Raw genomic sequence first — 26,980 nt, forward strand, 5'->3', positions numbered from 1 at the left:
TCTTCCCAGCCTTGGCATCCAGACACAACAGCGCTGACGGCTAAGAATATGATATCAAATAGTTTATGAACCACTTTACCTTGTTGGCGAGGATCATCGATTGATTCGAAATATTTAAATAGCTGAATATCAAGCATGAGAATGCTCCTTGAAAAAAGGAGTATAAGATCATACTTTTAAGTCAAGGTAAAGTTCGTGATCTTGCCCTGACTTTAAAGTAGCCTTTTTTATATTTGGTGATCTGTTAACTAACTAACTTTCTTTGCCCAAAGCCCTTTATCAATACCCTTTGTTATTAGGTCTGTGAGTGCTTTTTCTATTGCTTGGGTAACACAAATGCTCATTGGCTCGTTGTCGCTAAAGCCAGCCTCAGCCTCAGCTAAGCGCTTGTAGCTTACATATCTAAAAAAGCCGGCGCGCATTTCTTGGCTTAGTACTTTTTTGCTACTAGCAACCGATAAAAGCACTTGCCCTGTGCGCACATCTACAGCGCGCAAATAAATTGAAATAGCATCTTCTCGGTATAGTTCTGATGCACCAATCCCAAAATATTCCATTCCTAAGCCACCTGTTTTTACATTGGTGTCGTAGCTAATAATACCGCCTTCTAAAATGATTTTAGCGGTGGTTAATGGTGGAAGCTCAGTGGGGTTAGGGTTATCGGATTGTGATGCGCGTATGATTTTTCGTTCGGTTAAAATATTTTGTAAACCTTCACGTTCAACAGGAGTAAACCAATCTGATTCGTACAAAGCTTGTATTAGTATTGAATTAGCACCTTGCGTTACAGCGGTAGAAAATGAGCTAACATTAGTTTGTGGCTTATACTGACCAGTCTGATCCCTAAATGAATAAACAGAGACTGGTATGCTACCCATAGGTTTAGGTAGGTTTTTTAAGTCTGTAAAAAGCTCAGTTGGTTCAAGCGTAGTTGCTTGCTGTTGTGCTGGTGGAATCAAGTTTCCCATACCTGCACAACCACTCAAGCTTAAAAGTGATATTATTACTAATAGTTTATGCATTATCCGAACCTCGGAACTTCAATGATCACTATAGAGTCATCAATTATATTTGTTATTCTTACGGTGATAGTATCAACGGTACTTGTAATAATTTCTATTTGATAATCGCCGCTCATAAAAATTGAATCTTGATTAAAAATACTATCTTCAATATCGTCACCAAACGCAATATCTGTAATTTCTCGCACCATCTGGTTTAAGTACGTGCGCTCTAATGACTCTTGAAACTGTTCGGCGTACCCTTTTTCAATAACAGGGGCTTTATGTTTATTTTGAGCTTGTGCTTTGCTTAGTAGCATATTGGCATTAAGCGGGTTTCCACCAAAGCTTGGGTTTATAGGGGTATAAATTATTTCAGTCGCGGCGGCTGAAAAGCTTAATGTTGTTATTATTATAAGAGCTATTTTTTTCATTTTACCATCCATTTATAGCCATATCCGGAGACGATACCGCCATGTTTGAGCGTGCCATCGCATTTATAACTGTATAAACTGCTTGCTCAACGCGTTCATCGAGCGGTTCTAATCTGCGTCCTAAGTAGGTTGTATAAACAACTTGGTTATTCATTATTAAAGAAAGTTGAGTACCTGCTTTTGGGATCACGGTTTCTTTTATTTCTATATTAAACCCAGCGGTAGAGGGGAAATCTCGCCAGTAATTTGAAAACTCGTAGTAAAATTGATGACCAAAACGGCTAATACTTCTATCAAGCAAAAGCCCATCTATTTCCAATTCATCGTTTGCATTCGCAAAGGGTGACAAACAAAGTGCAAGAGCGAATATGTAACGGCAGTAATTATTTTTATTATTCATAATTAAAAAAGGGGAGAGTAACTCTCCCCAGCCTTAACAATTACATTTGAGTAATAGTAGTAACGTTACCGTCACCAATTTGAGTTACCGATACGGTGCTGTTATAACCAATAACAGAGCCTTCAACGATGTTTTCATTACCAACTTGGGTAACACTAAACGATACGTTTTCACCGCCAACTAAAAAGCCAGATTGATCCATTCCGCCAACCCAGTTACCTTCACCTGTTTGAGCAATATCAATACTGTGATCGTTACCTTCAACCATCATATCAACAATATTAAGATCGCCATTTTGAGCAATATCAATTTGGTTATTGTTGCTATCTAATATTCCAGCAAGGGTAACAATAGCTTCGTTTTGTGAACCACTTTGTGCAATGTCGATATCATTGTTATTTGAGGTAAGTGAAACGTCAGGATAAGAAGATTGCACAAGTACAGCATTCTCATCGCCCGATTGAACTAAATCTACATCGTTATCAGAGCCATTAAAGTTAGCTAAGTGGATTGAGTTTAAGTCACCCACTTGGTTAACCATAAAGTCATTATCTGAACCGATAACACCCATATAAGTATCGTTCGATATACCAATTTGAGTGGTCGTTAGTTCATTATTGTTACCAATTAGATCTACAGTAGTGGAGTTACTTGAGTCGACTTGTGTAACCGTTACTTCATTGTTTGAACCTTCAAATAAATTAGACTCTACGGTATTAAATGAGCCTTCCTGGTCCAAGCTTATTTCATTATCGTCACCGATAACTTCAGCAAAAGTTACAGCATTTGTGTTGCCTTCTTGCTCAACTGAAATTTCGTTAGCTTCGCCTGAAATTGAAGTAAGCGTTACGGCATTTCGGTCACCGTCTTGCTCTATTTCAAGTTCGTTATCGTTGCCTTGCAGCGAACTAACTAAAAATGTGTTCCAGTAACCATTTTGATCTAAATCAAGTGTATTTTCATCACCCGTAATCATTGTTACTTCAGCTTCATGCCACTCACCCGTTTGAAGAGTATTTACTTCGTTGGCATTACCTCTCATGTCGCTGTTGTAAAACCAATGTCCGCCTGAGCCTTGCTCAACATTAATAAGATTGTCATCACCTGTTACTATGTTGACAGCTTCGTTGTTAATGAAAAAACCTTGACCATTTTGAATTACAGATAAGTAATTGTTATTACCTGTAACTTCGCTTAATGCGCCATTTGCAATGCCATCTTGAGTATAAACTTGTACATTGTTGTCGCCAAATGTAGTTACGCCAACGTAGTTACCTGATTGAACTTGAGTTACTTCGGTACTATTTTCGTTACCCACGGTGGTAATTTCAACAGTATTGCTATCGCCATTTTGCATTAAGATTGCGGTGTTATTATTTTGCGATTGGCTTAAGGTCATTAAATTTGAAGCGTCAAGAGTAGAAACTTTTGATGAAAGTTCAGAACTTGATGCTGCTTTATGATCTGTATCAGCATAAGAGGCAAAGCTTGTACCCATTGCAATTGCAACTGCACAGCTCAAAATTGATTTGTTCAACTTCATTATTTTCTCCTTGAAATAGTAAAATCAGATACCTTAAATATTATAAGTTTTAATAAGGTATTTGCAGTTTCAGCATGCCGTGCTGATATAATGTTTTGCGATCCGCTTGATTTACTTTTATTAGTAGATGGAGCGTTAGTTGTGAATGCAAACTAGACAATTTTACTATTGTCATATTTTTTAAACTTATGTTGCGTAAGCTTAAGTTCATAATCACGTACTTACTGTATTACTCAATTTGCTTTTCTTAAATCATCATTTTTTACCAAATAATAAGTCATTATAATTCATGGACTTAACATTGTGTTAATGAGTTTGTTTTATAAACCTCACAAAAAGCAGTAAAAAAATGCGACCCTATATTAGGTAATTGAATTAGTTGTTAATTCATTAAAATGACTGTGTTTAGTGTTTTATTAGAGGCTGTTCTAGTCAAAATGAATGGTTTTTAACTTGTTTTAATTTTATGCCTTGTTTAATTTTGTATTTAGCTGTTTGCTTAATGCTTGCCATGCGATCCCTTGTACTTGAAGTAGTAAAAACTGTGCTTAGTGCGACTAAGCTTACCCAACAAAACTATGGATAGAACAATGAAAACAAAATTATCTATTATTACACTTGCCTTACTACCTTGTTTAGCTACTGCAAAGTTACCTGATGCAGGGTCAAATCAGCAAATTCAAGCAAGCAGTGATTCGTTAATCGTAAAATATAAAAAAAGCGCAACAGCTCAAATGCGTAAACAAGCGCGTGAGCTTGTTAAAGCTAAAATATCTGATTTAAACAAAGATGAATTAGATGATAATTACACGTCGTTGCTTTCTGGTCGCCTTGCTAAATTTAATATCTCAGGGATGACGACTAAACAGGCTATTGAGCTTTTAAAATCTCACCAAGCAATTGAATACGTTGAGCCAGATTACAAAGTAAGTATTAGTAGTATTCCTAACGATCCTAATTTTGAAAATTTATGGGCGTTAAATAACGAAGGACAAACGGGCGGTGTAGTTGACGCCGATATTGATGCCGTTGAAGCATGGGATATTTCTACAGGTAGCCATGATGTTGTAGTTGGGGTTATTGATACAGGTATAGATTATAGCCATCCAGATTTAGCCGATAATGCGTGGGTTAATAGCAGCGAAATAGCTGGAGATGGTATTGATAATGACGGAAATGGTTTTATTGATGACATACATGGTATTAATGCAATAACTGATATTGGTGACCCAATGGACGACGAAGGTCATGGTACGCATGTATCAGGAACTATCGGCGCAACCGGTAATAACTCTGTGGGTGTTGTGGGTGTTAACCAAGATGTATCTATTGTGGGTTGTAAGTTTTTAGATGCATCAGGTAGTGGTGCAAATTCCGATGCAATTAAATGTATTGATTACATGATTGGTCTTAAAAACTCAGGTGTAAATTTACGTGTTTTAAATAATAGCTGGGGTGGTGGTGGTTACAGTCAAGCACTTGCCGATGCCATTACAGAAACAGAAAATGCCGGTATTTTATTTGTTGCAGCAGCTGGTAATAGCGAAGTTGATAACGATGCAAACCCTCATTATCCTTCAAGTTATGAGCATGACAATGTGCTCTCTATCGCAAGCACAGACCGTAGCGATAATATGTCTAGCTTTTCACAGTGGGGCTTAACAAGTGTTGATATGGGAGCACCAGGCAGTGATATTTTGTCTACGCTTCCGGGTAATAATTATGCCTCTTATTCTGGTACATCTATGGCAACGCCACATGTTGTAGGTGCAGCAGCACTTGTATTATCTGTTAATCCTGATTTAACAACATCAGCATTAAAAGAAATACTAATGAGCAGCGGTGATGCAAATACAGCATTACAAGGTAAAACAGTTGCCGGTACGCGATTAAATGCTTATCAAGCACTGCTTGATGCCGATCCGACTCCGGGCTTTAAATTCTCAGTGTCACCAAGTGCTCAGCAAATTATTGCTGGGGATACTGCAACATATACATTTACAGTAGGCTCTATTGCAGACTGGGAAGGTGATGTATCTTTAGTTCTTTCAGGAACACTTGATGGTGCTTCTTTATCGCAAACAATCGCAAACCCAGGTGACGAAGTTACCCTTATGGTTGATACAACAAGTGAAACACCATGGGGAGATTATGAATTTACTGTAATCGCTACATCTGGAGAGCTTGTTAGAGAGCGAACTGTTAGCTTGATGGTTAAACCTATCGGTTTAAATGATTTTACTTATGCTAACGATGATAGCGTGGCAATTCCTGATAGTGCGCCAGAAGGCGTTAATTCAGTAATTACTGTTTCAGACGATTTAACTTTGTTTGGCACGTCTGCAGATGTGAATATTACACATACTTGGTCAGGTGACGTAATTCTAACGCTTACTTCAGCGCAAGGTACCCAAGTATTACTTCAAGCTAATGAAGGTGGCAGCGAAGATGATATTGTTAAAACGTTTACATCTGAGTCATTTAATGGCGAGGTAGCCACAGGCGACTGGACACTAAATGTTGTAGATACAGCGGCACTTGATACTGGAACACTAAATGGCTGGTCGCTTACATTTAATGCTATTGGTGAAGTAAGCCCACAACCACCTCGTGCTGGTTTTAGTGTTGAAACACAAGGTTTAACAGCAACGTTTGTTGATACAAGTACAGATGCGAATAACGACATCACTCAGTGGAGTTGGAGTTTTGGTGATGGTGCAACATCAACAGATTCAGCACCTGTGCATGCTTATGCTGCATCAGGTAGTTACGATGTTGAACTTACCGTAACCGATAGCGAAGGCAATACAGATACTTCTATGCAAACAGTGGTTGTTAGTGATGTAGCAATAGAGCTGAGCTTAAAACGAGCTAATAAATCACGTTTAAATACAATGCGTGTAGAACTTAGCTGGGAACAAGTAGGTGCAGAGTCATTAAGTATTTACAGAAACGATGAGTTAGTTGAGATAACACCAGACGATGGCCGTTATCTTGATTTCGTTCGTGGTGCAACATTACCATCGTACGATTACAAACTGTGTGTAACCGAGAATGTGTGTTCAAACACTATTACGGTTACGTTTGAATAATACCAATTGCATTAAATTAATGATCTATCATAGCGCTAAGAAAATCGCTCATTAACAAGGATAAATTATGATATATAGTTATTTTATATGAATAATTTTAACGCAGTTAGTGAGCGATTTAATACGATAGAATGATCATTGTTTTTAATAAAATTGGTATAATATTAAGTTTTCACAAAGTGCTTAAGCCCAGTTCTGCTGGGCTTTTTTTGTATTTAAAAGGAAAATTGTTACCCCTTTTTGTAAGGGTGAGTTTTATGCCAGTGCTTAGCTATGTCTTCTCTTGTTGCAAACCACACACCATTAAATGAGTGAGCATATTCAAAAAATCGTGCGAGCGCTTTAATTCGTCCAGGGCGGCCAATTAATCGACAATGCAAACCAATCGACATCATTTTTGGTGCGTTTTCACCCTCAGGATCTCCTTCTTCATAAAGCGTATCGAACGCATCTTTTAAGTAATTATAAAACTGATCACCGGCATTAAAGCCTTGCACTGCGGCAAAGCGCATGTCGTTTACGTCAAGGGTGTAGGGCACTATAAGCTGAGGTTGACCTTCTTTGATACTGTAAAACGGTAAGTCGTCACTGTAATCGTCAGCATCATATAAAAAAGAGCCATTTTCAACTACAAGTGCAGCGGTATTTGGACTGGTTCGCCCCGTATACCAGCCTTTAGGTTTATGCCCAGTAAGTTGCTCAATTATATTTATAGCTTGTTGCATATGTTTGCGTTCGGTATTTATATCAACGTGTTGATAGTTAATCCAACGCAACCCATGGCATGCAATTTCATGACCTGCTTCTACAAATGCCTTTGCTACATCGGGGTGGCGCTCAAGTGCCATAGCAACAGCAAAAATAGTAATCGAAATATCATATTTTTTAAACAATTTTAATAACCGCCAAACACCCGCCCGCGAGCCGTATTCGTAAATTGATTCCATGCTTATATGGCGTCCCTCTACATGAGGGGCATTCACTATTTCTGATAAAAATGTTTCAGCGGCGGCATCACCATGCAATACGCAGTTTTCGCCACCTTCTTCGTAGTTAAGCACTACTTGTACTGCTATTCGCGCTTTATTAGGCCAATTTGCATGAGGTGGATTTTGTCCGTAACCAATTAAGTCTCGTGGATAGTTCGTTTTAATTTGATCAGCCATATTATTGTTCCCTATTTAACGAGGTTAGCCAAACACCTAATGCTTCTCGCTCTGTATCAGTCATTTTGGTCATATTTGCCAGCGGCATATCTTTGGTTACTACGGCTCGGGTATGAATAAGTGAACTTACCTTTTTTGCATCCTCTATTGAGTCTAGTTTAAAGCCCAGTGGGGCTGTTTGAAAAAGCTCTGAGGTAGGGGTTTCACTATGGCACTGCGTGCAATGAGTATTAATAATTTTCCACGCTTGTGCATCGCTAAGACTTGCTTGCAAAGGCGTGTTGTTATCGGTGTTTTGTGTGCTTGTTGGCCAAGGTGCAATAGCAAGCATTAGCGCAAAAAATGCAGCAATCCCACTTATAAGTACCGAGGGCTTATTAACGCCTTGGTGTTTTAAATTAAAGTAGTGGCGTATCCACATTCCAATACCAAACAATGCAATTAAAATCAGCCAGCCGTAACTGTGGCTATAGGTATAGGGAAAGTGATTGCTAAGCATTATAAAAACGACTGGTAATGTGGCGTAGTTGTTATGTATTGAGCATTGTTTTGCTTTTAAACCAGGAGCTGAGTCGGGAATACGACCTGCTTCTACTTCACTGACCATATAGCGTTGCCCTGGCATAATAATGTGATAAACATTACCCACCATACAGCTACCTATAAGCGCACCAACATGAATATACACAGCACGGTCACTAAATAGTTGGTCAACCCCCCATGTCCAAAGGGCTAATAAACCAATAGCAACAGCAATAAACACTTTGCCATTTTCTACCAATGGGCTTTTACACAATAAACGATAAGCCCCATAACCTAAGCCAATAAAACCAAGTGATGTGCCAATTGCTGCAAATTTACTAAGCTCACTTTTGCTGTTATCAATTAAATACACATCGGCGCCAACATAATAAAGCAGACTAAATAGTAATATGCCGGTGATCCACGTTGTATACGCTTCCCACTTAAACCAATGCAGGGTATGTGGCATTTGTTCTGGTCCGTTTTGATATTTAGCCACTTCGTAAAAGCCACCGCCGTGCACCGCCCATAAATCACCTTTTATACCTTTATCTATTTTCCATTGTGGTGGTGTTTGTAAGTTGTTATCGAGCCAAGCAAAGTAAAATGAGGCACCAATCCATGCTATACCTGCAATAACATGAAAGTAACGCAGCACTAGATGAGCAAGCTCAAAAAAATAATTTTCCATAAGTTAAGCCTCTTCCAGTATGGGCGCTGAGGTGGGAGTAAATTGCTCAGCTAAATCGCGTTTATACACGCTTTTGCCCATAATGTAGGTTTGTTCAATACAGCGGTCGTCGCCTAACATCATTATGGCAAAGAGCTTTTCGTGTAAAGTTTTTGCGTGCCCTAACCTAAACTTTAAAAATGAGGTAGCAGCAAAATCAATAACAATAAAGTCAGCCTCGCAACCAGGCTCAAAATTGCCAATAGTGCCTTCTAAATCAAGTGCACGCGCACCGCCTAAGGTTGCTAAATATAACCCTTTAAAAGCTGAGAATTTTTGACCTTGTAATTGCTGTATTTTGTACGCCTCGCTTCCTGTTTGCAGCATAGAAAAACTCGTTCCGGCGCCTACATCGGTACCCATACCTACGTTTATATTATGATCTTCACACGCTTTTAAATTTAATAAGCCCGAGCCTAAAAATAGGTTTGAAGTAGGGCAGTGCGAAATAGCCGCGTTATTATCGGCTAAGCAGCAAAGTTCGCGTTCAGATAGGTGCAGGCTATGCGCAAATACCGCACGTTTTCGTACCATATTTGCTTGCTCGTACACGCCTAAGTAATCGGTTGCATCAGGGAATAAGCTTTTAACCCATTCGCACTCGTCTTTGTTTTCAGAGAGGTGAGTATGTAAGTAAGTATCGGGGTATTCTTCAAGAAGTTGAGTACACATGTGTAATTGCTCAGGGCTCGATGTTGGAGCAAAACGAGGCGTTACTGCATAGCTTAACCTATCAACATTATGCCATTTTTCGATCAGCGCTTTTGTTTCATCGTAACTGGTTTGTGCGCAGTCAGATAAATCGTCTGGGCAGTTACGGTCCATCATTACTTTTCCGGCAATCATACGAAGGTTACGCTTTTGTGATTCGCTAAAAAAGGCATTAACCGATTGCGGGTGCACAGTGCCAAACACTAAGGCGGTGGTTGTACCGTTTCGTAAAAGCTCATCTAAAAATAGGTTTGATACCTCACTTGCATACTTTTCACAGGCGAATTTTTTTTCGGTTGGGAAGGCGTATTCGGTTAGCCAACTTAAAAGCTGCTCGCCGTAAGCGCCTACCATTTCGGTTTGCGGTAAATGTATGTGGGTGTCTATCATGCCCGGCATAACTAATTTACCGTCGTGGCGAATAATTTTAGCGCTGCTACTTATGCCAGGTAAAATATCTTGCTCATAGCCAAGCGTAACTACTTTGCTATTTTTTATAACTAATGCGCCTTTTTCAAAAAAACGATGGGCGTTTTCGCCTGCTTTAGCCGGGTCGTCAATAAAGTCTAAAATATCGGCGCATATTACGGTTAAATTATTATTATTTTGGGTGCTCATAATTAGCTGCCTCTGTAAGTTGAATAGCCAAATGGCGAAAGTAGCAACGGAATATGATGATGTTTATTATCTTGTAATCTAAAGCTTATTTGCGCTTGCGGATAAAAAGCGGGTGTTGCTTGCCCTTGGTAATAACTATCTAAATCAAAAATTAACTGATAAGTGCCAAATTCAATGTTGGTATTTGAGCTTATCCAGTCGGCAATCCGACCATCGTTATCGGTTGTACCTTGTACTAATAGCTCCCACTGTTTATTTACTAATTTATAAAGTGAAACGGGAACATTTACGGCGGGCTTGCCTGTGCTGGTATCTAAAATGTGAGTAGTAATAGGGCTTTTATTCACAGTAGTGTCTCCAATCTGATTTTTGTTATTTTGGCTTGCTCGCCAGCGGCTATGTGTAGCTCGGTATTGCGGTCGTTATTAATACGTTGCTCAATAAGTTCGAGCATTTGCTGGGCTGTTTTACCGGTTGCACACACAATAAAAATAAAGCCAAATTTATTTAAGTAATCGTTGTTTAGGGCAATCATTTTAGTGAGCGTTGATTCGTCTGCTTTGCTCATACCAGATTGTTCGTGCCCTGCTTTTTGTGCGGTTGCTGCGTATTTTTTGCTAAGCGTTGATAAATCGCCAATTTGCGGGTGTCCTTCAAATGCCGCTAAGTAGTCACTCTCGGCTAATTGATCCCATACGTTTTGAGCTGATTCAAAAAGGTGCTCGTTACTTTTAAAGGGCATTGTTGCCAGCATGCCTTCAATCCAGCGCGGTGCGGTGCAACAATGTTCTAACTGCCGCTTTGCTTGTTGTGTTGTGAGTGCATTTAGCTTAGTTAGGCTCATGATTGAGTTGCTCCATTTAAAGAAGTTTGCGCGCTGCTAATAAGTGCATTTTTTAAAGTGCGCCACTGCAATCCTTGGCGTTTTGGTGCTGTTGTTTGCTCAGCTTGATACAAACTAATAAGCTGTGCGCTGATAGAAATAGCCACTTCCATAGGGAGTTTGCCTGTTACGTTTTTAAGACCAACAGGGCAGATCATTTGCTTAACTTGCTCGGCGGTAAAATTACGGTGTGTTAGGCGTTGTTTAAAGCGTTTTGCTTTGGTGTCTGATCCTATAACGCCTAACCAATTTGCATCGCCGCGCTTAATAATGGCTTGAGTTAGTTCGAAATCAAGCTGGTGGTTATGCGTTAAAATTAAGTAGTTATTATTGTTTGGTGCGTGCTTTATTTGCTGTGTGGGTTCTTCGTCAATTATTTTTACAACATTAGCGGGAATCTGTTCAGGAAACACGTCTGCTCGATTATCTATCCAACGAATACGTATTGGAAGCTGCGCTAAAATTCCTATAAGCGCTTGCGCTACATGCCCAGCACCGTAAATATCAAGGGTAAATCGCTCACACTGCATGCATTCAAGCATTACCGTGGCTACACCTCCGCAGCATTGCCCTAAATTAGCAGCTAAGTTAAATTGCTCAATTACTTGCGTGGCTTCACCTTGCACAAGCAGTTCCCGTGCTTTTTTTATTACCACAAACTCTAAATGCCCGCCGCCAAGGGTGTCGTAAATATGCTCGCCACTAATTACCATTTTTGAGCCAGTCCCGCGTGGCGTTGAGCCATTAGTGCCAAGCACCGTTGCAATCACATAATTAGTGCCGCTTTGTTCATGTTGTGCAATTGCTTGTGCCCAATTTTGAGTATGAAACCCCTGAAAAGACTGATTTAAATTAGTCATTACTGTGCTCCTTATGTTGCGCTAGCCATTGCTGAGTGTGGGTTATTGCGTTAAGTACTCGCTCTGGCGTTGCGGGGGTATCAAGCGGTGCTGTGTATTTGTAATCGGCAACGCTGCTTATAGCGTTGCGTATCGCGCTCCATACACTAAAGCCCAGCATAAATGGAGGCTCACCTACGGCTTTTGACCTAAAAACAGTGGTTTCTGGGTTGGCTGAGTTGTAAAGGTTTACGTTAAATTCTGCAGGAGTATCACCAATTGCCGGAATTTTGTAATTAGCAGGCCCAAAGCTTGCGAGCTCACCTTTATCGTTCCACTGTAAGTCTTCGGTTGTTAACCAACCCATACCTTGTATAAACGCACCTTCTATTTGACCTATGTCGAGAGCGGGGTTTATTGAACTGCCTACATCGTGCAATATATCGACCCGAGTTACGGTGTTTTCACCCGTTAGGGTATCTACTTCTACTTCGCTTAGTGCCACGCCGTGGGCATAGTAAAAAAAGGGCCGACCTTCGCCTTTTGCTCTGTCGTAATGAATTTTAGGTGTGGCGTAATAACCGGTTGATGAAAGCGATATGCGGTTCATGTAAGCAAGGTTTGCAAGTTCACTAAAGCTAATTTCGCTTTTACTAAATGTTATAAGGTTGTTTTTAAATTCAATGCTTTCGCTAGGGACTTCAAAGTGCCCAGTAATAAAATCAATTAAGCGCTCTTTAATTGTATTTACTGCGTTAAGTGCCGCCATACCGTTTAAATCGGTACCGCTTGAGGCCGCAGTTGGAGAAGTGTTTGGTACTTTGTCGGTACGGGTTGCGCTAATGCCTACAGTATCAAAATCGACACCAAAACCATGCGCAACAATTTGTGCAATTTTAGTATTTAAACCCTGACCCATTTCGGTGCCGCCGTGGTTTAAATGAATAGATCCATCGCTGTATACATGCACTAATGCACCAGCTTGGTTAAGGTGCTGTACGGTAAACGAAATACCGTACTTAACCGGCGTCATCGACAACCCTTTTTTAATAATAGGCGATGAAGCGTTAAAGGTTTTAATGGCTGATTTACGCGCCCAGTAATCGCCACTTTGCTCAAGTTGTTCAATCATGTCTTTTAAAATATGTTGTTCAACTTTTTGATGATACGGGGTGATATCGCGACCTGGACGGTATAAATTTAGCTTTCGTATTTCCAGTGGATCTTTACCAAGTTTAGCCGCTATATCGTCCATTATTAGCTCGCCCATGATCATTCCTTGCGGACCACCAAACCCTCTAAATGCAGTATGGCTTACGGTATTTACCTTACAGCGATTGCCTTGTATTTTTGCTGCAGGATAGTAATAGGCGTTATCGGCGTGAAACATAGCGCGGTCGACTATCGCATCCGATAAATCGGGTGAATAACCGCAATAACCATTTACAGTTATATCCGCGCCTTCAATTAATCCGTTTTCGTCAAACCCTACATGGTAGTGGTTATAAAACGGGTGGCGTTTACCGGTTAATTTAAAGTCGTCGCTACGGGCTAAACGCATTTTTACAGGGCAACCTAAGTAATAAACAGCCAGTGCCGCTAAGCACGCCCAAGGTGCTCCTTGGGTTTCTTTACCACCAAATGCACCGCCCATGCGGCGGGTTTCTACGGTAACAAAGTTAAATGGTTTTTTAAGAATTTTAGCCACTAAGTGCTGTACTTCAGTAGGATGCTGGGTAGAGCATTGAACGTGTATCCCGCCATCTTGATCGGGTTGTGCCAGCGCTATTTGCCCCTCTAAATAAAAGTGCTCTTGACCGCCAATAGATATTTCACCTTTTAGCTGGTGGTGCGCGCTATTTATAGCCTGCTGGCTGTTGCCACGGTTAAGTGAGTGAGGGGGTCTTACCCAGTTTTGTTTTTCGATAGCGTCTTTAATATCAAGTATGGGTGTTGTTTGCTCGCACTCTATAGTGACTAAACGAGCGGCGCGGCGTGCTATTTCGTAGGTGCTTGCAACAACCACTAACACAGGTTGTCCGTGATATTGAATCTCATCGCTTGTAAGTAATATATCACCTGGAAATACCGGACCAATATCTAACTTGCCGGGTACGTCGGCTGTTGAAAAAATGCGTTTAACGCCCGCTAAAGCAAGCGCTTTACTAGTATCAACCGATTTTATAAAACCGCTCGCAACAGGCGCAAGCACTGGGTAGGCATGTAAACATCCGTGAGGTTCTGGGTTGTCGTCAGCATAATTAGCACTGCCGCACACTTGTTTAATGGCGCTATCGTGGTATTTAGATTGCCCAACACTGCCGCCTTGCGCTTTTAGTTTATCCATTTCAAAGTGACGCATGAGAAATCCTCGTAATGGCAATGTTATTATTTTTATTAAGGTTGCTGTTTAAGTCCGTATTATTATGACAAAACTCAATGCCAATACGTTGCAGTAAGTTTTTGCTTACCGTGATTCTATAAGTTGCGCTGGCGCGTACATCGCTCATTGGGGCAAAGTCGTGCTCAATTGCGGTCGCTGCATCTATAAAGCTACTCACACTTAATGGCTGACTTATTAATTGCTGCTCTATATGAGTCGCACTTTTTGGAATTGCCGCCATGCCGCCCATTGCACAACGCGCTGCGGTGATTATGTTTTGTGAATGCTCTATTGCTAAAACAAGGCACACAGTAGAAATATCATCTTCAAAACGTTTTGATATTTTATGGCACGCAAGCTTGAGCGATTTGGCGCGTTTAGGAATGATAATGGTGCTAATTACTTCATCATTTTTTAAAACTGTTTTTTTGTAATCAACAAAGTAGTCAGCCACTTTTATAGTGCGAACACCGTGTGCTGAAAGCAGTTCCATGCTGGCATTAAGTGCAATAAGCAGTGGAGCAGGGTCGCCAATGGGTGAGGCATTACCTAAACTGCCACCTAGTGTGCCGCTATTTCTAACTTGGCTCGATCCTAGTCGCTCAAAAAGCTCTTTCGATTCTGGGTAATACGCATAAAAAGTATCTACAAACTGGCTATAAGGTACTGATGCACCAATGTGTAACATACCGTTATTATCACTCATTTGAGTAAGCTCTTTAGCTTGGCTAAGCGATATAATAATGTCGGGCAGAAGTAGGTTTTGGCTAAGTTCAATAGCAAAGTCGGTACCACCAGCAACAAGATGTGCGTGTGGGTATAATGCTTTTAAGTCAACGAGCTGCTTTGCGCTTTGTGGCAAAAAGAACGTACGAGGTCCATTTTTTAAAAATGGTACATCGTCTAAAGCACTTGCTTTTAGGGATGCTTTAAATTGTGTTGCAAGTTGTGAGTAAGGCTCGTTGGTGCGATCAAAACTATACGCTTTTTCAGCAGCAAGTAAGATAGGGCTGTAACCTGTGCAACGGCATAAATTACCACCAAGCGCATGTATGACTGCTTTTTTACCAGGGTAAGTGGCGTTATTTATATAAAGCGCAAGCAGACTCATTATTATGCCCGGTGTACAAAATCCACATTGCGAACCATGGCACTCTACTAATGCACGTTGTACTGGGTGTAAATCATTTAAAGTAGGATAAAGTGCAGGTGTTACGCCTTCCACGGTCATTATATGTTTACCGTGAGCATTACCTAATAGTAGCAAGCAACTATTCATTGTTTTGTAATGCCAATGGGGCTGCCCATCTTTATTTGTTGTTTCTTCACCAACCAAAATAGTGCACGCGCCACAGTCGCCAGTTGCGCATCCTTCTTTAGTGCCTACTTTCCCTTTTTTGGTGCGTAACCAGTCCAAAATGGTGAAACTAGGCGAACATTCTTGTACTTCAATTGGCGTGTCATTTAATAAAAACTGAATCACACAGACCCCCTTAATTTTTCTAAAGCTTTGATTTTTAAAGCTTGGCGTTTATTTTTTCTTGTTGTTTTCGCACGGTAAAGAAAAAAACTTTTTTATCTTGGTAGATGTATTGCAGGTATTATGCCGTTGTTGACCATTCGGTCAGTAAGTTTTTGTTAGCACGCTTATTAAGTAAATAATCACTAAAAAAGATGTGCACAATGAATAAATACCGCCTTACTATGCAGGGGATGGCTAAAAACACTCCGGTTGTATAACTAACAACGGCATTACCTTAAAAATAAAGCATGGAGAAGTGCATGCCTTATTAGGGGAAAACAGTGCAAGTAAAAGTACACTCATAAAATGCTTTACGGGGTTGTTAAACCTGACCAAGGGGACATGTTTTTTATAGGCGAGTGATGAACATTAAAAAAAACCGCCGATGCACGCAAATTAATTAACCACAACAGGCAGAGTTAGCATTAATTGTTTTGGACACTGAATTGTCGGCTTTTTAGATATTACCGATATTACCGATATTACCGATATTACCGATATTAACGATACTACCGACAGTACAAACAGTACAAACAGTACAAACAGTACAAACAGTACAAACAGTACCGACTTCTATTTGGAAAAAGCGAAGTTGGGTTTAGCTTCACCTCTGCATTAAAATACCATATTGCTCTTATGTTTGGCTTAGATACAGGCCGGCTCGATGTAGGTATTGAATACGTATATTGGAAAAACAAATTTGGCGCAGACAGGCAAAACGAGCGCAATGCAAATTTGTTAGTTCAATGCCATTTTAAATAACGTACTGAGTATTATAAAGGCTACTTTTTAGTCGTCTTTTTATTTGGGAATTATAAATAATTGAATAGATTAAATTAGTTGTGTTAAATTCGTTTTTTAAAGGAATTATAGAGACTTCGTATACATGGAATTTGAAATAGATTTTTCTACTTACTCGTTAGATGATCTTTACTCATCGGCGAGGGGCATTGATCGCGACTTATATCCTGAGCGCGCCAAAGAGATCGATGATTTAATTCGTCAAAAAGAATTAGAAAGCACCAATGTAACCAGTGTATCTAAAGATATTGGTGAAAAAGCGACAAGAACGGATAGATTAATAGCAGCAATTATCGACGGTTTTATAGGTGTTGCCCTTTTTATACCGGTATTTATGTACATGGATAGTTTAAGCGAGGCAACCGTCGCTTTGTCTGTGGCTTTATTTTGTTATGGCACATTCACTACGTTACTGTTACACGGCTACCTAATGCACAATTATGGACAAACAATTGGTAAATACAGTATGTCTATTCGTATAGAAAATTTAGACGGTACTAAAGCAAGCTTTACAACTATTTATTTTAAGCGCTTACTTCCTATGCAGTTGTTAGCATTTTTCCCTTCAGTTGGCGAATTTTTTGCCGGTGTGGTAAATCCTCTTTTAATTTTTGGCGATGAAAAACGCTGTTTACACGATCATTTAGCGGGCACAAAAGTAAGCTACACAAACAAGTAATTGTTTAATTAGAACTAATATTTAATTTGAAAAATATTAAAAGGTATTTATGACAACGTTAAAAAGGTATAAAAAATTACCCACCTTTAAATTATTTTATAATTTAGCGTGGACTACATTAGTAGTCGTTATTTACTTGTTTTGGATGGAGTTTCTTACTAAAGAACCTATTTATAAACAATTTCTCATTTTATTTGGGGGTGGGCTATTAAGTGTAATTGGTAATTGGTTTTCGGCAAATAAAAAACAATCTAAAGCGATTGAAATTATAGACGGACAGTTTGAGATACTAGGCATAAAGATAAAAATATCAGACCTGCAAGAAGTACTGTATTGCCAAACTAAGCGCTTTGAACATTCGCTAAGATTTAAATATATGAATGCAACATACCAAGATATTGAAATATCGGCTCCAGATTTAATTGATGATCTGCGCTTTTACTACTTTATGGTTGATAATGGCTTGCCGGTAAAAATGACTGACGACCGCGAACGATTTTTTAACGAAGGTTAAAAGTAAGGTTATGAACAAAACAAGGGATGTTTAATGGTTAAAAATATTTTAGGTATAAGTGTTTTTATAACTGCCATTTTTAGCAGTACTTTAAGCGCAGAGCCATATGAAGGCTGCTATTCAATAACAGATGACATTGATAGTGCCGTTCCAATGAGGGACGAAGAAGGCGCTTTGCGTGATAAAAGCTCAGAGTTAAAAACAAGCTATATCAATATTTTTAAAAAAGAGCATCAATATTTTGCGCAAGGTCTTTTATGGGGCGGAAACTTTCATGTATGTCACATAACAGCCCCGATAGAAGGCGATAGTGAACCGTTACCGCTAACATTAAAAGACGGTAAGTTGATATTTACACAATTAGAGCCCGAATATGATACTAGCTGTAATCTAGAAATTTTATTTACAGACAAAGGCCTCAAGATTGTTGATGAAAATTATCACTGTTCAAAGTATGTATTTTACTGTGGCGTGCGTGTTGGGTTAAACAATACTGAATTACCTAAAAGTGTGAACAAGTGCCCAGAAGAAGAGTGATATTTTTGTTAAGGTATTTTTTGTGACGCACATGTTGTCCTACATCCATGTAGGTAACATAAGATTAAATTACCCCTGTGAATAAGGGCGGTGTGTTTGCTGTTATACGTTTAGTTATTTTCAAGTAAAGACGCGCCATTAGGTCTTTCGTATACTTCATAATTTTGGTTTTTGTTTATTCTGCTTTCTATCTCTAGCATTATTTCCATTTCATCAGTGCTCATATACCCATTTACTTGAGTTGTAGACCACGTCATTCCTGCGCCAGCATTAGTCAGTTTTTGTGTAAAGCGGTAAGCTTGCTCTACCTCAAATACAAGGTCAGTTTTTGCTACGCTCCATCGTGCTCTTATAGGGAACCACGCATGTTTTAGTACGTCTTTTTTGCCTTTGTAGTTATCCCAAGGTGCACTGACCATATCAGGAATTGTATATTCATCGTAAGCCCAAGAATTAGGTGGAGCGCCTCGGCCTAACGGCGTAATATGGCCACTGGTAAAGTCTTCGAATTCATTGGTAGCTGCATATTTTATTATTTTATAATCTCTTTCATCTTCGTCATCAATGCCATCGCTATCAACATATATAAAATCACCATTTTCATTTTTAAAATAGGTTTTGGTTTTATTTACGGTAATTGCAAGTGTTGGATCGACACTGTGTAACATGGCAACAAAATCTGATACCTGACCAGGTAACTTATTCACATTATCTAACCAATAACCATCAGCTAGGCCATCAAAACGCTGTACATAACCTAATACTAAATCACGCCAAGCTGCAGCTTCATCACCATCCCACTGCGAATTGTAGTAGTTTTGCCACGCTTTTTTAATTGCGATTTCGTTATCAGGATCAGCATCAGTTATCATAGAAGGTCCCGCAGCATTTAGGTATAAAATGACCTTTTTTCCCGCGAGACGATACTCTTTAATTACGTCAAAAATAATGTGTTCGTTTTCGATTGAAGGCACCATATCTGGATGAATAGCTGCTACATCAAGGTTGTTATTATCTCGCAGAGTAAAAAGATAGGCATGGGCAGGGTGAGTAAATGATGTAATAACATGACCTACTGATGGTAAGTTTTTAACTATCTCTTTTGCACCAGCAACCCAATCAGATGTATTAACTGTTTTATCTAATTTATAACCACCATCAATTCTTTGAGTAACACCCCAAGAGCCAGCTAACCAGCTTGCATTATTATTGCTGTATTTAGCATTATTGGCTGTTTCTTTTGCCAGTGTATTCTCGCAACCGAGCATGCTAACCGCCGTAATTGACAGTAATAAAAAGCATTTTATTAGATTTCCCATTATTGCTAGTATCTATTTTAGTTAATTCGATATTAATATTAAAGGAGTAGTTAAATTTAAACAATAAGTAAATAGGATGGTGTTTAATGAGCGTACAATGCAATGTTAAATCTAATAAATCTAATAAAGCTATCAATCTAATAAATGTGTAAAAACTACACTTAAATATAATAATTTCTTTTATTACCTTGCCAGAGACTAAAATCCTTTTACTTAAAGAGTACTTTTAAACTTTAATATACTGATTTTTAAGTTGTTTATTTGTTAGCTTTATTTTTATTTTTTGGCATGTAAGTTGAAACAACGGCGTATACATTAAAAAAAGGAATTATGATGACAGATGAATATTTTCATATATTAAACTTAATGGGTGTCGCCTTTTTTGCAGTTGCAGGCACGCTACTCGGGTACGAAAAAAACATTGGTGGCTTTGGTGTAGTGGTTGTTGGCTCGGTCACTGCTTTGGGCGGTGGTACGCTCAGAGACTTACTTTTAAATAAGCCTGTATTTTGGGTAGAAGGACCAGACTATTTATACACAACCTATGCTGCAATAATTGTTGCGATATTATTTATTCGTTACTTGCCGCATGTAAATAATTACTATTTTTTACTGGTCGATGCAATTGGTATGGCAATATTTAATATTGTTGGTATTGAAAAATCGTTGCTGGGTGGCGCCGGAATGATAGTCGCTATAACAATGGGTACTACAACCGGTATATTTGGTGGATTAATAAGGGACGTTATATGCAGAGAAGTTCCCTCTGTAATGCGTGACGAACCTTATGCAGCGGCATGTGTAGCTGGTGGCTTAGTGTATGCTGCGTTGTTTTTGTTAGAGGTGCATTACCTTTGGTGTATTGTGGGCTCGCTCATTACTACCCTATTTTTACGACTTGGCTCATTACATTGGGGTTGGCGCCTACAAATATTTAAGAAAAAGAAGTTAAGCAACGAAAACAGGTAACGCTACGTTACCTGTTTTAGCCCACATATGTTTATAAATATATGTGGGCTATTCATTGCTAAAAGCTACCAATACCCAAGTGCTTTCCACCAAAGCCCGCCAACAATACCCCAAACACTTAAATTAATAATACTCATAATAAAGCCCATTACCCACCAGTTTTCCATCGATACATAACCCGAACCAAAAACAATGGGTGAAGTACCCGTGGCATAATGCGTTAACGACATCATGAGTGAAGAAGCCCCAGCTAAAAGTAAACCAAGAAACAAAGGAGGTGCACCAAGTGCTAAGCCAGCTGCGTAAAACGCGGCAAACATTGCAGTAATATGGGCAGTGGTACTAGCAAAAAAGTAATGAGCGTAAAAATACACCGCTACTAATATAATTGCCGATACAATCCAATCAAACCCTAGTTGGTCAATGTTGCTCTCAACAAGTATTGAAAACCAAGATACCAAGCCTAATTTATTTAAAAAAGTAGCCATCATGACTAATGCTGAAAACCACACTACGGTATCCCACGCAGACTTTTCTTTAAGTACATCGTCCCAGCTTAATACGCCAGTAACTAATAAAACCGACAAACCTAAAAATGCCACTGCGGTAGTGTTAACTGCGTAGTCAGCCCCTAATATCATTGCAGGCACACCAGCCCATAACACAAGCAACATAGAAAAAACGCCAATCATGACCTTTTCACCGTAGGTCATAGGGCCCATTTCGGTTAATTTTGATTCTGCATAGGTTTTAGCATCGGGTGTACTTTTAACTTCAGGAGGGTAAATGGCATATACAACCAAAGGTACAAGCGCAATACACACTAATCCTGGTAAAAGAGCAGCAAGCGCCCACGTACCCCATGTAATACTAATATTAGCACCGGTAGCATCGGCTATAAGCTTTACAATTAAAGGGTTTGGCGCAGTGGCTGTAATAAACATAGCAGATGTAATAGGGTTTATGTGATAACTCACTAAAGCAAGATAATGCCCAATTTTACGAGATGTGCCTTCCTCAGGCGATGAACCAAAGCTTGTTGCTATAGACTTCATTATTGGGTGAATAATAGCGCCGCCTCGCGCGGTGTTACTAGGGGTTACAGGTGCAATAACCAGCTCAGAAAGCGCGAGTGCGTAACCAATACCAATTGTTTTTTTACCAAATAACGAAATAAAGTTATAGCCAATACGGTTTCCCAAACCGGTTTTAGCTAAACCACGAGAGATAATAATAGCAATACCAATCAACCAAATTAATGAATTAGAAAAGCCACTTAAAGCATCTTTAATCGCACCAGACGGGCTATCATTTGTTACGCCCGTTAACGCAACAGAAGTAATAGCTAAAATAGCAATAGCGCCAATAGGCATCGCTTTACCAATAATGGCAACTACAGTACCAACAAATAAGGCCAATAAATGCCATGCATTTTCGGTTACACCTTGTGGAGGCGGTACAGCAAACCAAAGTAATAAAACAATTACTATTGAGATTAACCCAGAGGTAACCTTAATATCAGTACCTTTCATTAATGCGTCCTTAAATTTTAGAAATACACGTCTTCTAAATACCGAAGAAATAATTCCATCTTACTTCATTTAATAATAAAAAAGATGATACACATCATATGAATAACTAAGAAGAGCAGTTTTAAATCATTTTATAAATAAAGTAATAAAACTCGTAAGTTGAAAATAAATAGTTAAATTAATGAACAAGCATTTACTTTTTGTTTAACTAATTGAGCTTTATAGTAAATTATTAATTTTAATTACTTTATTTGAATTTTTTTATATATCTTCAAGGTCTTTGTAGGTCTTAACGAATACATGGAAATACAATGAACTTAAAATTAACCAACAACGTGATTACTTTTTTATTAGCGAGTAGCTTTTTGTTACTTGGCTTATCGTTTGCATTAGGGGCTAACCCTAATACGTTAACGGCTACGTTTAGTTTTTATGGCGTTGATTCGCTAATGTCTGTATCTGCGTTAGGTTTAATTAGTGGCTCATTTATGGTTGCTTTAGCATTCGCCACCGTGCTCGCTCGCCTTAAATTAATGAAACCTACACCAGCACTTTTACTTGCAGCAATTATAAGTTTAGTTGCATTATTTACCTTGTTTGCCAGCAACCGCTGGATGGCGCAACTTGGCGGCTTTCCAATCATTGGCAGCGGGCAGGGCATAATTAAGTACTTTGCTGTAGTGCCTTTGTATTTATTTTTGTTTTATAAAGACAAACTTACCGACAAACAACACGTACTTTTAAACTTTATACCGGTTGCCATGGTTTTGCTGTGGATTGGCGGCATGAAGTTTTACGAGTTTGAAGCAAAAGGTATTGTAAGTTTAGTAGAAACCTCACCGTTTATGTCGTGGTTATACACGGTATTTAGCGTACAAGGCGCATCTAACGTAATTGGCGGGTTTGATGTATTATTTGCTGTGTTATTAGGCTTAGGGCTATTTTTAAATAATAAAAAGCTAATTATTGTAAGTGGCTTAGCGTGTTTAAGCGTATTTATGATGACCCAAACATTCTTAATTACCGCAACCGGTGCATTTAGTTCTTCCACTTTACTGGAACGCCTAGGGCAGTTTGTAATTAAAGATCTTTGGTATATAGCCAACCTTGTTGTTATTGCTTTCTTAATGATTTTTAAACCGGCTAAATAATATAAAAGAGGGATTTTATGATCAGTTGCAACCAATACGACTACATCGAAATTGCCTGTATGCACCATTTAAGCATTGAGCTTAAATTAAAAAATGGCGATGGTGTATGTGGCGTAGCTACCGACACAAAGCGCAATGCTAATAAAGATGAATGCATTGTTATTAATGTGAATGGCGAGCTGCAACTCATTGTGCTTACTACAATTAGTGTACTTAAAGCGCGTGAACAAAATCCATATTTTCAACAAGTAAACTTTGATGTGAAGTAAATACCTCACTCATTCGTTTTTATCATAAACATCTCAGCGAGCTTGTATCATTAATATGTTAAGGCTCGCTTATCTAACCAATGCTTTAGCTAATTACGCGCTAAATGCATAAAGCCAAAATGTTCCTACTACTTTCTTTTTGTTTTTTAATCGAGTTTTTCCACCGAACAAGGCTTAACGCCAACTATTAAAGCGTATAAAAATGCTAATCGAGTAGTAAGTAAGCCTCAATATGTCTGCGTATGGCGCTTGGTATCCGTGCGTTTATTAATTATGGTCGTAAAAGGTAGCTACATAAACAAAAGGCATCTACATAAACAAAAGTTAACCTTCAGAGTGGACTGTTTATATAAACAGCTATTTTAATTTTGTCCAATAACATTATTAAAAGTCGTTTTGGTGTATTTTAACAACGATAATTTTATAACATACGTAATTACTTGTTTACATTGAAGTTGTTTGGTGGAATTATTGAGCTATGTAATATACGCCGTTTTGGGGTGTTATAAACCCTAAAGTGGTGTTCAATAAGCTGTATGTTTTATAGGATGATATATGCACTGTATACCTGATATACGCGTTTGGAGAACTGCAAATGAGTATCAAGAGTCAGCAATTATTTTGTTAAAAGCAAACAAAGGTTGGTCACCAGCAATTCTAGCGTCACTTGCGCTTGAAATTTATTTGAAGTCATTCTTATCAACAGAAATTAAAGTTAAAAATGAAGATGGTATCTATCAAACTTTTAAAAAACCAAGCGTGGGCATGGTTTAATTGAGCTTTTTGACAAGATACCTACAGAGTTTAAAGAAAAACTAATTACTGAATATTCAAATTTAGATTATCAGCATACTCTAATGGAGCGTCTTGAAAGGTATGATAATTTATTCTTCGATGCTCGCTATATTCATGAGCAAAACCCAATCACATATGTTGATAGTTTAGTTGTCAAAGACTTCAGAGATATTGTTTTAAAGATATAAGTTTATTTACCGCTAAATTAAAACATAACAAGCGCATCAAATTTGACGTCACACATTGTCCGATTTTTTGCTTAAAAAAAAGGCGCAAAAAAGCGTCCAACATGCTCCGCAGCTTATGCGGGCGTTGAGGCTGTAGAATTACTCTTTTTTAAGAAAAACAGCCTGTTTTATGAGGTCCAAATGCATTACTTAATACTTTAACAACGCTTAGAATTAATTGCAGGAGCTCGTTTTTTAATTGAATTTGGTTGTTGGAGTTATTCTGCAGCCTCGTTATATGCCTTGGAGGCTTAAGTGTTAAATTGGTGTGAAGATGATCTAGCTCTTGTTTTAGAGGTTTTCCCTGAAATTAACGAAGAACAGTACATTTATGTGGTTAAACAAAATAACCTTGAATTGCACTTAACTATTTATCCCGATTGGGGAGATGTGTATATCGAGTTATTTTCTAATAATGCCCCAGATCCCATTTTTAATATGGAGTTAAGTGATTGTCAGCGTATTTTAAAGGTTAATAATAAGTTGGGTGAATGTCTCGAATTTGCACCATCAAAATGTTTCGGTGAGGGCTTTGAACAATCGCAAGTATTACCATATGGAGTTCGAATTAAGATTAGACCTAGTATCCAAGTTAACTTGTATTCATAGGCATATAAGTCATTGCAAAGGACTTAAAACAGTTGGCTGTTTTTCGTACCTGACATATTTTAGCCAACTATGATTTGCCGCTTAAAACGGCGTGGAGGCTGTAGAATTACTCTTTTTTTAAGAAAACAGCCTATTTTATGGGTTCCAAATGTATTACCTAATGCTTTAAAAACGCTTAGAATTAATTGCAGGAGCTCGTTTTTTAATTGAATTTGATTGTTGGAGTTATTCTACAGCCTCGTTAGTTGCCTATGGAGTTTCAGTTGCACTTTGATGAATTAAAATCGATTATCGATACTGAAAATGACCAAGAATTAAGTCTTACTTCAAATTCGTGGGAAATTATTAAAAACGCTAATTCCGAATTGAAACCTTGGCTAACAGAAGAAAAATTTAATCTAATCTTTAGAGCTACATCTGAATTTAAAAATGATGAAACGGTATTTGTATTTGAGTCTTTTGAACGCACATATAAACAGTCTGGTTTAGCTAAAAGGTTAACTGAACAGTTAAATTTAAAATGGTCTAAATTTGATAAGTTTCAAAGCTCTACTGAAATTATATATTTCTATATGGTGCCAAAAAGTTTAAATTGGGTGTTATACGCAAACAGAGACTTTTGGCAATTTGCAAAAAGCAATTAACAAGCTATTGAAGACGAAAAAATTACAGTTTGCTGTTTCGCTCCGCTCACATTTTAGCAAACAATAATTTTCCCCTTAATGGGGAGTTATGTTTTTCAGCAAAAGGTAGTTCGTAATTAGTATCAATCAAGAAATCTCATTAATAAATTACCTCCAAAATAAAGGAGAGTTACCTGCTAGTAAGTTTTTTAAGTGGGTTGGTGAAAATTATAATGAATCTAAATTATTTCAAATAATTATGCATGACTGTACTGGTGTCAAAGAAAGCATGGATATCCTATTTTCTGAATATGATTTATATGTTTTCCCTGAAGAGTTTTGGTTATCAAAAATAGCCGAAGATAAAGAATTAAATATAATCTCTTTGGAGAACTCGGTCGCTTCCGCCTACAATTTACTGAATTGTGAAGGTAGTGGCAATCATAAGCTATCACCTATTTTATATAGGTTAGTCGACGATTTTACTGAAGAAACTATGAGCGATTATATGAAACGAATTAAAGAAAGTAATTTTGAGGTGTTACTTAAACAGTATAATCTACAGTTATGGCATGTACTTTATGAAAAAGTATGTGGAACCAAAATATAACAATGCAATTAAATCCAACTAAAACAGTGGGTTATTTTTTACTTCGCTACCCATTATAATCCACAATTTTGTCCGCTTAACGCGGCGTTAGTTTTCTCATTGAAATTGACTCTGTAGGTTACTTATATTCCTTTTATAAAACGCAAAATAAGTATGCTGGTTTAACAAAGTAAAGTGATTTTTGATTACTTTTTAGTTAGAAAAAGTGATCGGCACCGATGAGAATAGGTGATCGCGATGGATGAGAATATGCAACCATGGCGCAGTCGGTTCACTGGAGGAGTTAGCGTTGTTTGCATCGCATACAGGGAAACGTTGGATTTCTGGGCAAAAAATATACCACTAGCCACATTTTATTCTACGTTGTTAAAAGTATTAGGGCGTGTTGATCTTTGCGGTATAAAAAACAAACAGCATGAGGATAAGGTATAATTGAATTCGCTAAAAAACGTTACACCGAACCCTCATGCCAAGATTAATGTTAACAGACGCGACATGGAA

General features: G+C 38.4%; 27 protein-coding genes. 12 read left to right on the plus strand and 15 right to left on the minus strand.

Translation table 11 applies throughout. The features are described 5' to 3' along the window. From I6F65_RS18265 to I6F65_RS18285, 5 genes are all read right to left on the minus strand, one after another. A partial coding sequence (locus tag I6F65_RS18265) for a transposase family protein (protein WP_197111189.1) occupies positions 1–137 on the minus strand: 137 nt, incomplete at its 3' end. Positions 138–248: 111 nt separating this feature from the next. After that, the gene (locus I6F65_RS18270; RefSeq protein WP_166113606.1) at positions 249–1,022 is read right to left on the minus strand and encodes a CsgG/HfaB family protein; all 774 of its coding nucleotides are present in this window, start codon (positions 1,020–1,022) and stop codon (positions 249–251) included. Further along, positions 1,022–1,447, minus strand: a complete 426-nt coding sequence (locus tag I6F65_RS18275; protein WP_166113608.1) for a curli assembly protein CsgF — start codon at positions 1,445–1,447, stop codon at positions 1,022–1,024. Before I6F65_RS18275 ends, I6F65_RS18270 begins: the two co-directional genes overlap by 1 nt. Next, a complete protein-coding gene (locus I6F65_RS18280; protein ID WP_166113610.1) occupies positions 1,437–1,835 on the minus strand; it encodes a curli production assembly/transport protein CsgE in 399 nt (132 codons plus the stop codon). Before I6F65_RS18280 ends, I6F65_RS18275 begins: the two co-directional genes overlap by 11 nt. A gap of 40 nt (positions 1,836–1,875) precedes the next feature. After that, positions 1,876–3,378 (minus strand): curlin, encoded by a 1,503-nt coding sequence (locus I6F65_RS18285; RefSeq protein WP_166113612.1) that lies wholly within the window; start codon positions 3,376–3,378, stop codon positions 1,876–1,878. 590 nt (positions 3,379–3,968) lie between these two features. On the opposite strand from I6F65_RS18285, the gene I6F65_RS18290 reads away from it, so the two are divergent. Continuing rightward, positions 3,969–6,470, plus strand: coding sequence for a S8 family serine peptidase (locus I6F65_RS18290; RefSeq protein WP_197114299.1), 2,502 nt, complete (start codon positions 3,969–3,971; stop codon positions 6,468–6,470). Between the two features lie 230 nt (positions 6,471–6,700). Here the strand turns inward: I6F65_RS18290 and puuE are convergent, their stop codons facing one another. The 8 genes from puuE to xdhA are packed head-to-tail and all read right to left on the minus strand — an operon-like array spanning position 6,701 to position 15,805. Beyond that, on the minus strand, positions 6,701–7,636 hold the full coding sequence (gene puuE / locus I6F65_RS18295; RefSeq protein WP_197114301.1) for an allantoinase PuuE: 936 nt from the start codon (positions 7,634–7,636) through the stop codon (positions 6,701–6,703). Between the two features lies 1 nt (position 7,637). Continuing rightward, entirely contained in the window at positions 7,638–8,849 is a 1,212-nt protein-coding gene (locus I6F65_RS18300) for a urate hydroxylase PuuD (protein ID WP_024609703.1), read from the minus strand. Positions 8,850–8,852: 3 nt separating this feature from the next. After that, the gene (gene guaD / locus I6F65_RS18305) at positions 8,853–10,217 is read right to left on the minus strand and encodes a guanine deaminase (protein ID WP_197114303.1); all 1,365 of its coding nucleotides are present in this window, start codon (positions 10,215–10,217) and stop codon (positions 8,853–8,855) included. Between the two features lie 2 nt (positions 10,218–10,219). Beyond that, positions 10,220–10,564, minus strand: coding sequence for a hydroxyisourate hydrolase (gene uraH / locus I6F65_RS18310; protein WP_166113623.1), 345 nt, complete (start codon positions 10,562–10,564; stop codon positions 10,220–10,222). Beyond that, on the minus strand, positions 10,561–11,061 hold the full coding sequence (uraD, locus tag I6F65_RS18315; protein ID WP_166113626.1) for a 2-oxo-4-hydroxy-4-carboxy-5-ureidoimidazoline decarboxylase: 501 nt from the start codon (positions 11,059–11,061) through the stop codon (positions 10,561–10,563). Before uraD ends, uraH begins: the two co-directional genes overlap by 4 nt. After that, positions 11,058–11,960 carry a xanthine dehydrogenase accessory protein XdhC gene (gene xdhC / locus I6F65_RS18320; protein ID WP_197114305.1) on the minus strand — a complete coding sequence of 301 codons (903 nt, stop codon included), beginning with the start codon at positions 11,958–11,960 and terminating at the stop codon, positions 11,058–11,060. Before xdhC ends, uraD begins: the two co-directional genes overlap by 4 nt. Then, positions 11,953–14,301: a xanthine dehydrogenase molybdopterin binding subunit gene (xdhB, locus tag I6F65_RS18325; protein WP_197114307.1), complete on the minus strand. Its 2,349-nt coding sequence runs from the start codon at positions 14,299–14,301 to the stop codon at positions 11,953–11,955. The genes xdhC and xdhB overlap by 8 nt, the downstream gene beginning before the upstream one ends. Next, positions 14,288–15,805 carry a xanthine dehydrogenase small subunit gene (xdhA, locus tag I6F65_RS18330; protein ID WP_197114309.1) on the minus strand — a complete coding sequence of 506 codons (1,518 nt, stop codon included), beginning with the start codon at positions 15,803–15,805 and terminating at the stop codon, positions 14,288–14,290. Before xdhA ends, xdhB begins: the two co-directional genes overlap by 14 nt. A gap of 295 nt (positions 15,806–16,100) precedes the next feature. Between xdhA and I6F65_RS21865 the strand changes: the two genes are divergently transcribed. The 4 genes from I6F65_RS21865 (at position 16,101) to I6F65_RS18350 (ending at position 18,375) form a co-directional block, all read left to right on the plus strand. Further along, complete coding sequence (locus I6F65_RS21865; RefSeq protein ID WP_331461424.1) at positions 16,101–16,199, plus strand: hypothetical protein; 99 nt, start codon at positions 16,101–16,103, stop codon at positions 16,197–16,199. Positions 16,200–16,730: 531 nt separating this feature from the next. Continuing rightward, positions 16,731–17,324 carry an RDD family protein gene (locus I6F65_RS18340; protein ID WP_197114312.1) on the plus strand — a complete coding sequence of 198 codons (594 nt, stop codon included), beginning with the start codon at positions 16,731–16,733 and terminating at the stop codon, positions 17,322–17,324. A 49-nt stretch (positions 17,325–17,373) separates the two neighbouring features. Beyond that, complete coding sequence (locus I6F65_RS18345) at positions 17,374–17,838, plus strand: hypothetical protein (RefSeq protein WP_231613236.1); 465 nt, start codon at positions 17,374–17,376, stop codon at positions 17,836–17,838. Between the two features lie 33 nt (positions 17,839–17,871). Further along, the gene (locus I6F65_RS18350) at positions 17,872–18,375 is read left to right on the plus strand and encodes a hypothetical protein (protein ID WP_231613237.1); all 504 of its coding nucleotides are present in this window, start codon (positions 17,872–17,874) and stop codon (positions 18,373–18,375) included. Positions 18,376–18,485: 110 nt separating this feature from the next. Here the strand turns inward: I6F65_RS18350 and I6F65_RS18355 are convergent, their stop codons facing one another. Continuing rightward, a complete protein-coding gene (locus tag I6F65_RS18355) occupies positions 18,486–19,643 on the minus strand; it encodes a hypothetical protein (protein WP_197114314.1) in 1,158 nt (385 codons plus the stop codon). Between the two features lie 384 nt (positions 19,644–20,027). On the opposite strand from I6F65_RS18355, the gene I6F65_RS18360 reads away from it, so the two are divergent. Beyond that, positions 20,028–20,663 carry a trimeric intracellular cation channel family protein gene (locus tag I6F65_RS18360; RefSeq protein ID WP_024609691.1) on the plus strand — a complete coding sequence of 212 codons (636 nt, stop codon included), beginning with the start codon at positions 20,028–20,030 and terminating at the stop codon, positions 20,661–20,663. Positions 20,664–20,728: 65 nt separating this feature from the next. Here I6F65_RS18360 and I6F65_RS18365 read toward each other — a convergent pair whose 3' ends face one another. Beyond that, entirely contained in the window at positions 20,729–22,195 is a 1,467-nt protein-coding gene (locus I6F65_RS18365; protein ID WP_024609690.1) for a DASS family sodium-coupled anion symporter, read from the minus strand. Positions 22,196–22,506: 311 nt separating this feature from the next. Here I6F65_RS18365 and I6F65_RS18370 point away from each other — a divergent pair, with 311 nt between their 5' ends. The 6 genes from I6F65_RS18370 (at position 22,507) to I6F65_RS18395 (ending at position 26,479) form a co-directional block, all read left to right on the plus strand. Continuing rightward, a complete protein-coding gene (locus I6F65_RS18370; protein ID WP_166113650.1) occupies positions 22,507–23,346 on the plus strand; it encodes a DUF417 family protein in 840 nt (279 codons plus the stop codon). Positions 23,347–23,363: 17 nt separating this feature from the next. Further along, entirely contained in the window at positions 23,364–23,615 is a 252-nt protein-coding gene (locus tag I6F65_RS18375) for a Rho-binding antiterminator (protein WP_166113654.1), read from the plus strand. A gap of 555 nt (positions 23,616–24,170) precedes the next feature. After that, positions 24,171–24,389: a hypothetical protein gene (locus tag I6F65_RS18380; RefSeq protein WP_197114316.1), complete on the plus strand. Its 219-nt coding sequence runs from the start codon at positions 24,171–24,173 to the stop codon at positions 24,387–24,389. Positions 24,390–24,892: 503 nt separating this feature from the next. Beyond that, positions 24,893–25,246 carry a Ypar14, super integron cassette gene (locus I6F65_RS18385; RefSeq protein WP_197114318.1) on the plus strand — a complete coding sequence of 118 codons (354 nt, stop codon included), beginning with the start codon at positions 24,893–24,895 and terminating at the stop codon, positions 25,244–25,246. 263 nt (positions 25,247–25,509) lie between these two features. Next, positions 25,510–25,890, plus strand: coding sequence for a hypothetical protein (locus I6F65_RS18390; RefSeq protein ID WP_197114320.1), 381 nt, complete (start codon positions 25,510–25,512; stop codon positions 25,888–25,890). A gap of 268 nt (positions 25,891–26,158) precedes the next feature. Continuing rightward, positions 26,159–26,479, plus strand: a complete 321-nt coding sequence (locus I6F65_RS18395) for a hypothetical protein (protein ID WP_197114321.1) — start codon at positions 26,159–26,161, stop codon at positions 26,477–26,479. Positions 26,480–26,980 lie beyond the last annotated feature (501 nt).

Source organism: Pseudoalteromonas sp. SWXJZ94C (genome assembly GCF_015864385.1).
Taxonomy (GTDB): Bacteria; Pseudomonadota; Gammaproteobacteria; order Enterobacterales; family Alteromonadaceae; genus Pseudoalteromonas.

Coding starts and splice junctions, on each gene's coding strand:
- guaD (WP_197114303.1), bottom strand. CDS start 10,217: ATGAGCACCCAAAATAATAATAATTTAACCGTAATATGCGCCGATATT.
- I6F65_RS18300 (WP_024609703.1), bottom strand. CDS start 8,849: ATGGAAAATTATTTTTTTGAGCTTGCTCATCTAGTGCTGCGTTACTTT.
- I6F65_RS18395 (WP_197114321.1), top strand. CDS start 26,159: ATGGATATCCTATTTTCTGAATATGATTTATATGTTTTCCCTGAAGAG.
- xdhB (WP_197114307.1), bottom strand. CDS start 14,301: ATGCGTCACTTTGAAATGGATAAACTAAAAGCGCAAGGCGGCAGTGTT.
- I6F65_RS18270 (WP_166113606.1), bottom strand. CDS start 1,022: ATGCATAAACTATTAGTAATAATATCACTTTTAAGCTTGAGTGGTTGT.
- I6F65_RS18370 (WP_166113650.1), top strand. CDS start 22,507: ATGAACTTAAAATTAACCAACAACGTGATTACTTTTTTATTAGCGAGT.
- I6F65_RS18280 (WP_166113610.1), bottom strand. CDS start 1,835: ATGAATAATAAAAATAATTACTGCCGTTACATATTCGCTCTTGCACTT.
- I6F65_RS18290 (WP_197114299.1), top strand. CDS start 3,969: ATGAAAACAAAATTATCTATTATTACACTTGCCTTACTACCTTGTTTA.
- I6F65_RS18345 (WP_231613236.1), top strand. CDS start 17,374: ATGACAACGTTAAAAAGGTATAAAAAATTACCCACCTTTAAATTATTT.
- puuE (WP_197114301.1), bottom strand. CDS start 7,636: ATGGCTGATCAAATTAAAACGAACTATCCACGAGACTTAATTGGTTAC.
- I6F65_RS18285 (WP_166113612.1), bottom strand. CDS start 3,378: ATGAAGTTGAACAAATCAATTTTGAGCTGTGCAGTTGCAATTGCAATG.
- I6F65_RS18355 (WP_197114314.1), bottom strand. CDS start 19,643: ATGCTCGGTTGCGAGAATACACTGGCAAAAGAAACAGCCAATAATGCT.
- I6F65_RS18365 (WP_024609690.1), bottom strand. CDS start 22,195: ATGAAAGGTACTGATATTAAGGTTACCTCTGGGTTAATCTCAATAGTA.
- I6F65_RS18350 (WP_231613237.1), top strand. CDS start 17,872: ATGGTTAAAAATATTTTAGGTATAAGTGTTTTTATAACTGCCATTTTT.
- xdhC (WP_197114305.1), bottom strand. CDS start 11,960: ATGACTAATTTAAATCAGTCTTTTCAGGGGTTTCATACTCAAAATTGG.
- I6F65_RS18360 (WP_024609691.1), top strand. CDS start 20,028: ATGACAGATGAATATTTTCATATATTAAACTTAATGGGTGTCGCCTTT.
- I6F65_RS18275 (WP_166113608.1), bottom strand. CDS start 1,447: ATGGATGGTAAAATGAAAAAAATAGCTCTTATAATAATAACAACATTA.
- I6F65_RS18375 (WP_166113654.1), top strand. CDS start 23,364: ATGATCAGTTGCAACCAATACGACTACATCGAAATTGCCTGTATGCAC.
- uraD (WP_166113626.1), bottom strand. CDS start 11,061: ATGAGCCTAACTAAGCTAAATGCACTCACAACACAACAAGCAAAGCGG.
- I6F65_RS18340 (WP_197114312.1), top strand. CDS start 16,731: ATGGAATTTGAAATAGATTTTTCTACTTACTCGTTAGATGATCTTTAC.
- I6F65_RS18380 (WP_197114316.1), top strand. CDS start 24,171: ATGCACTGTATACCTGATATACGCGTTTGGAGAACTGCAAATGAGTAT.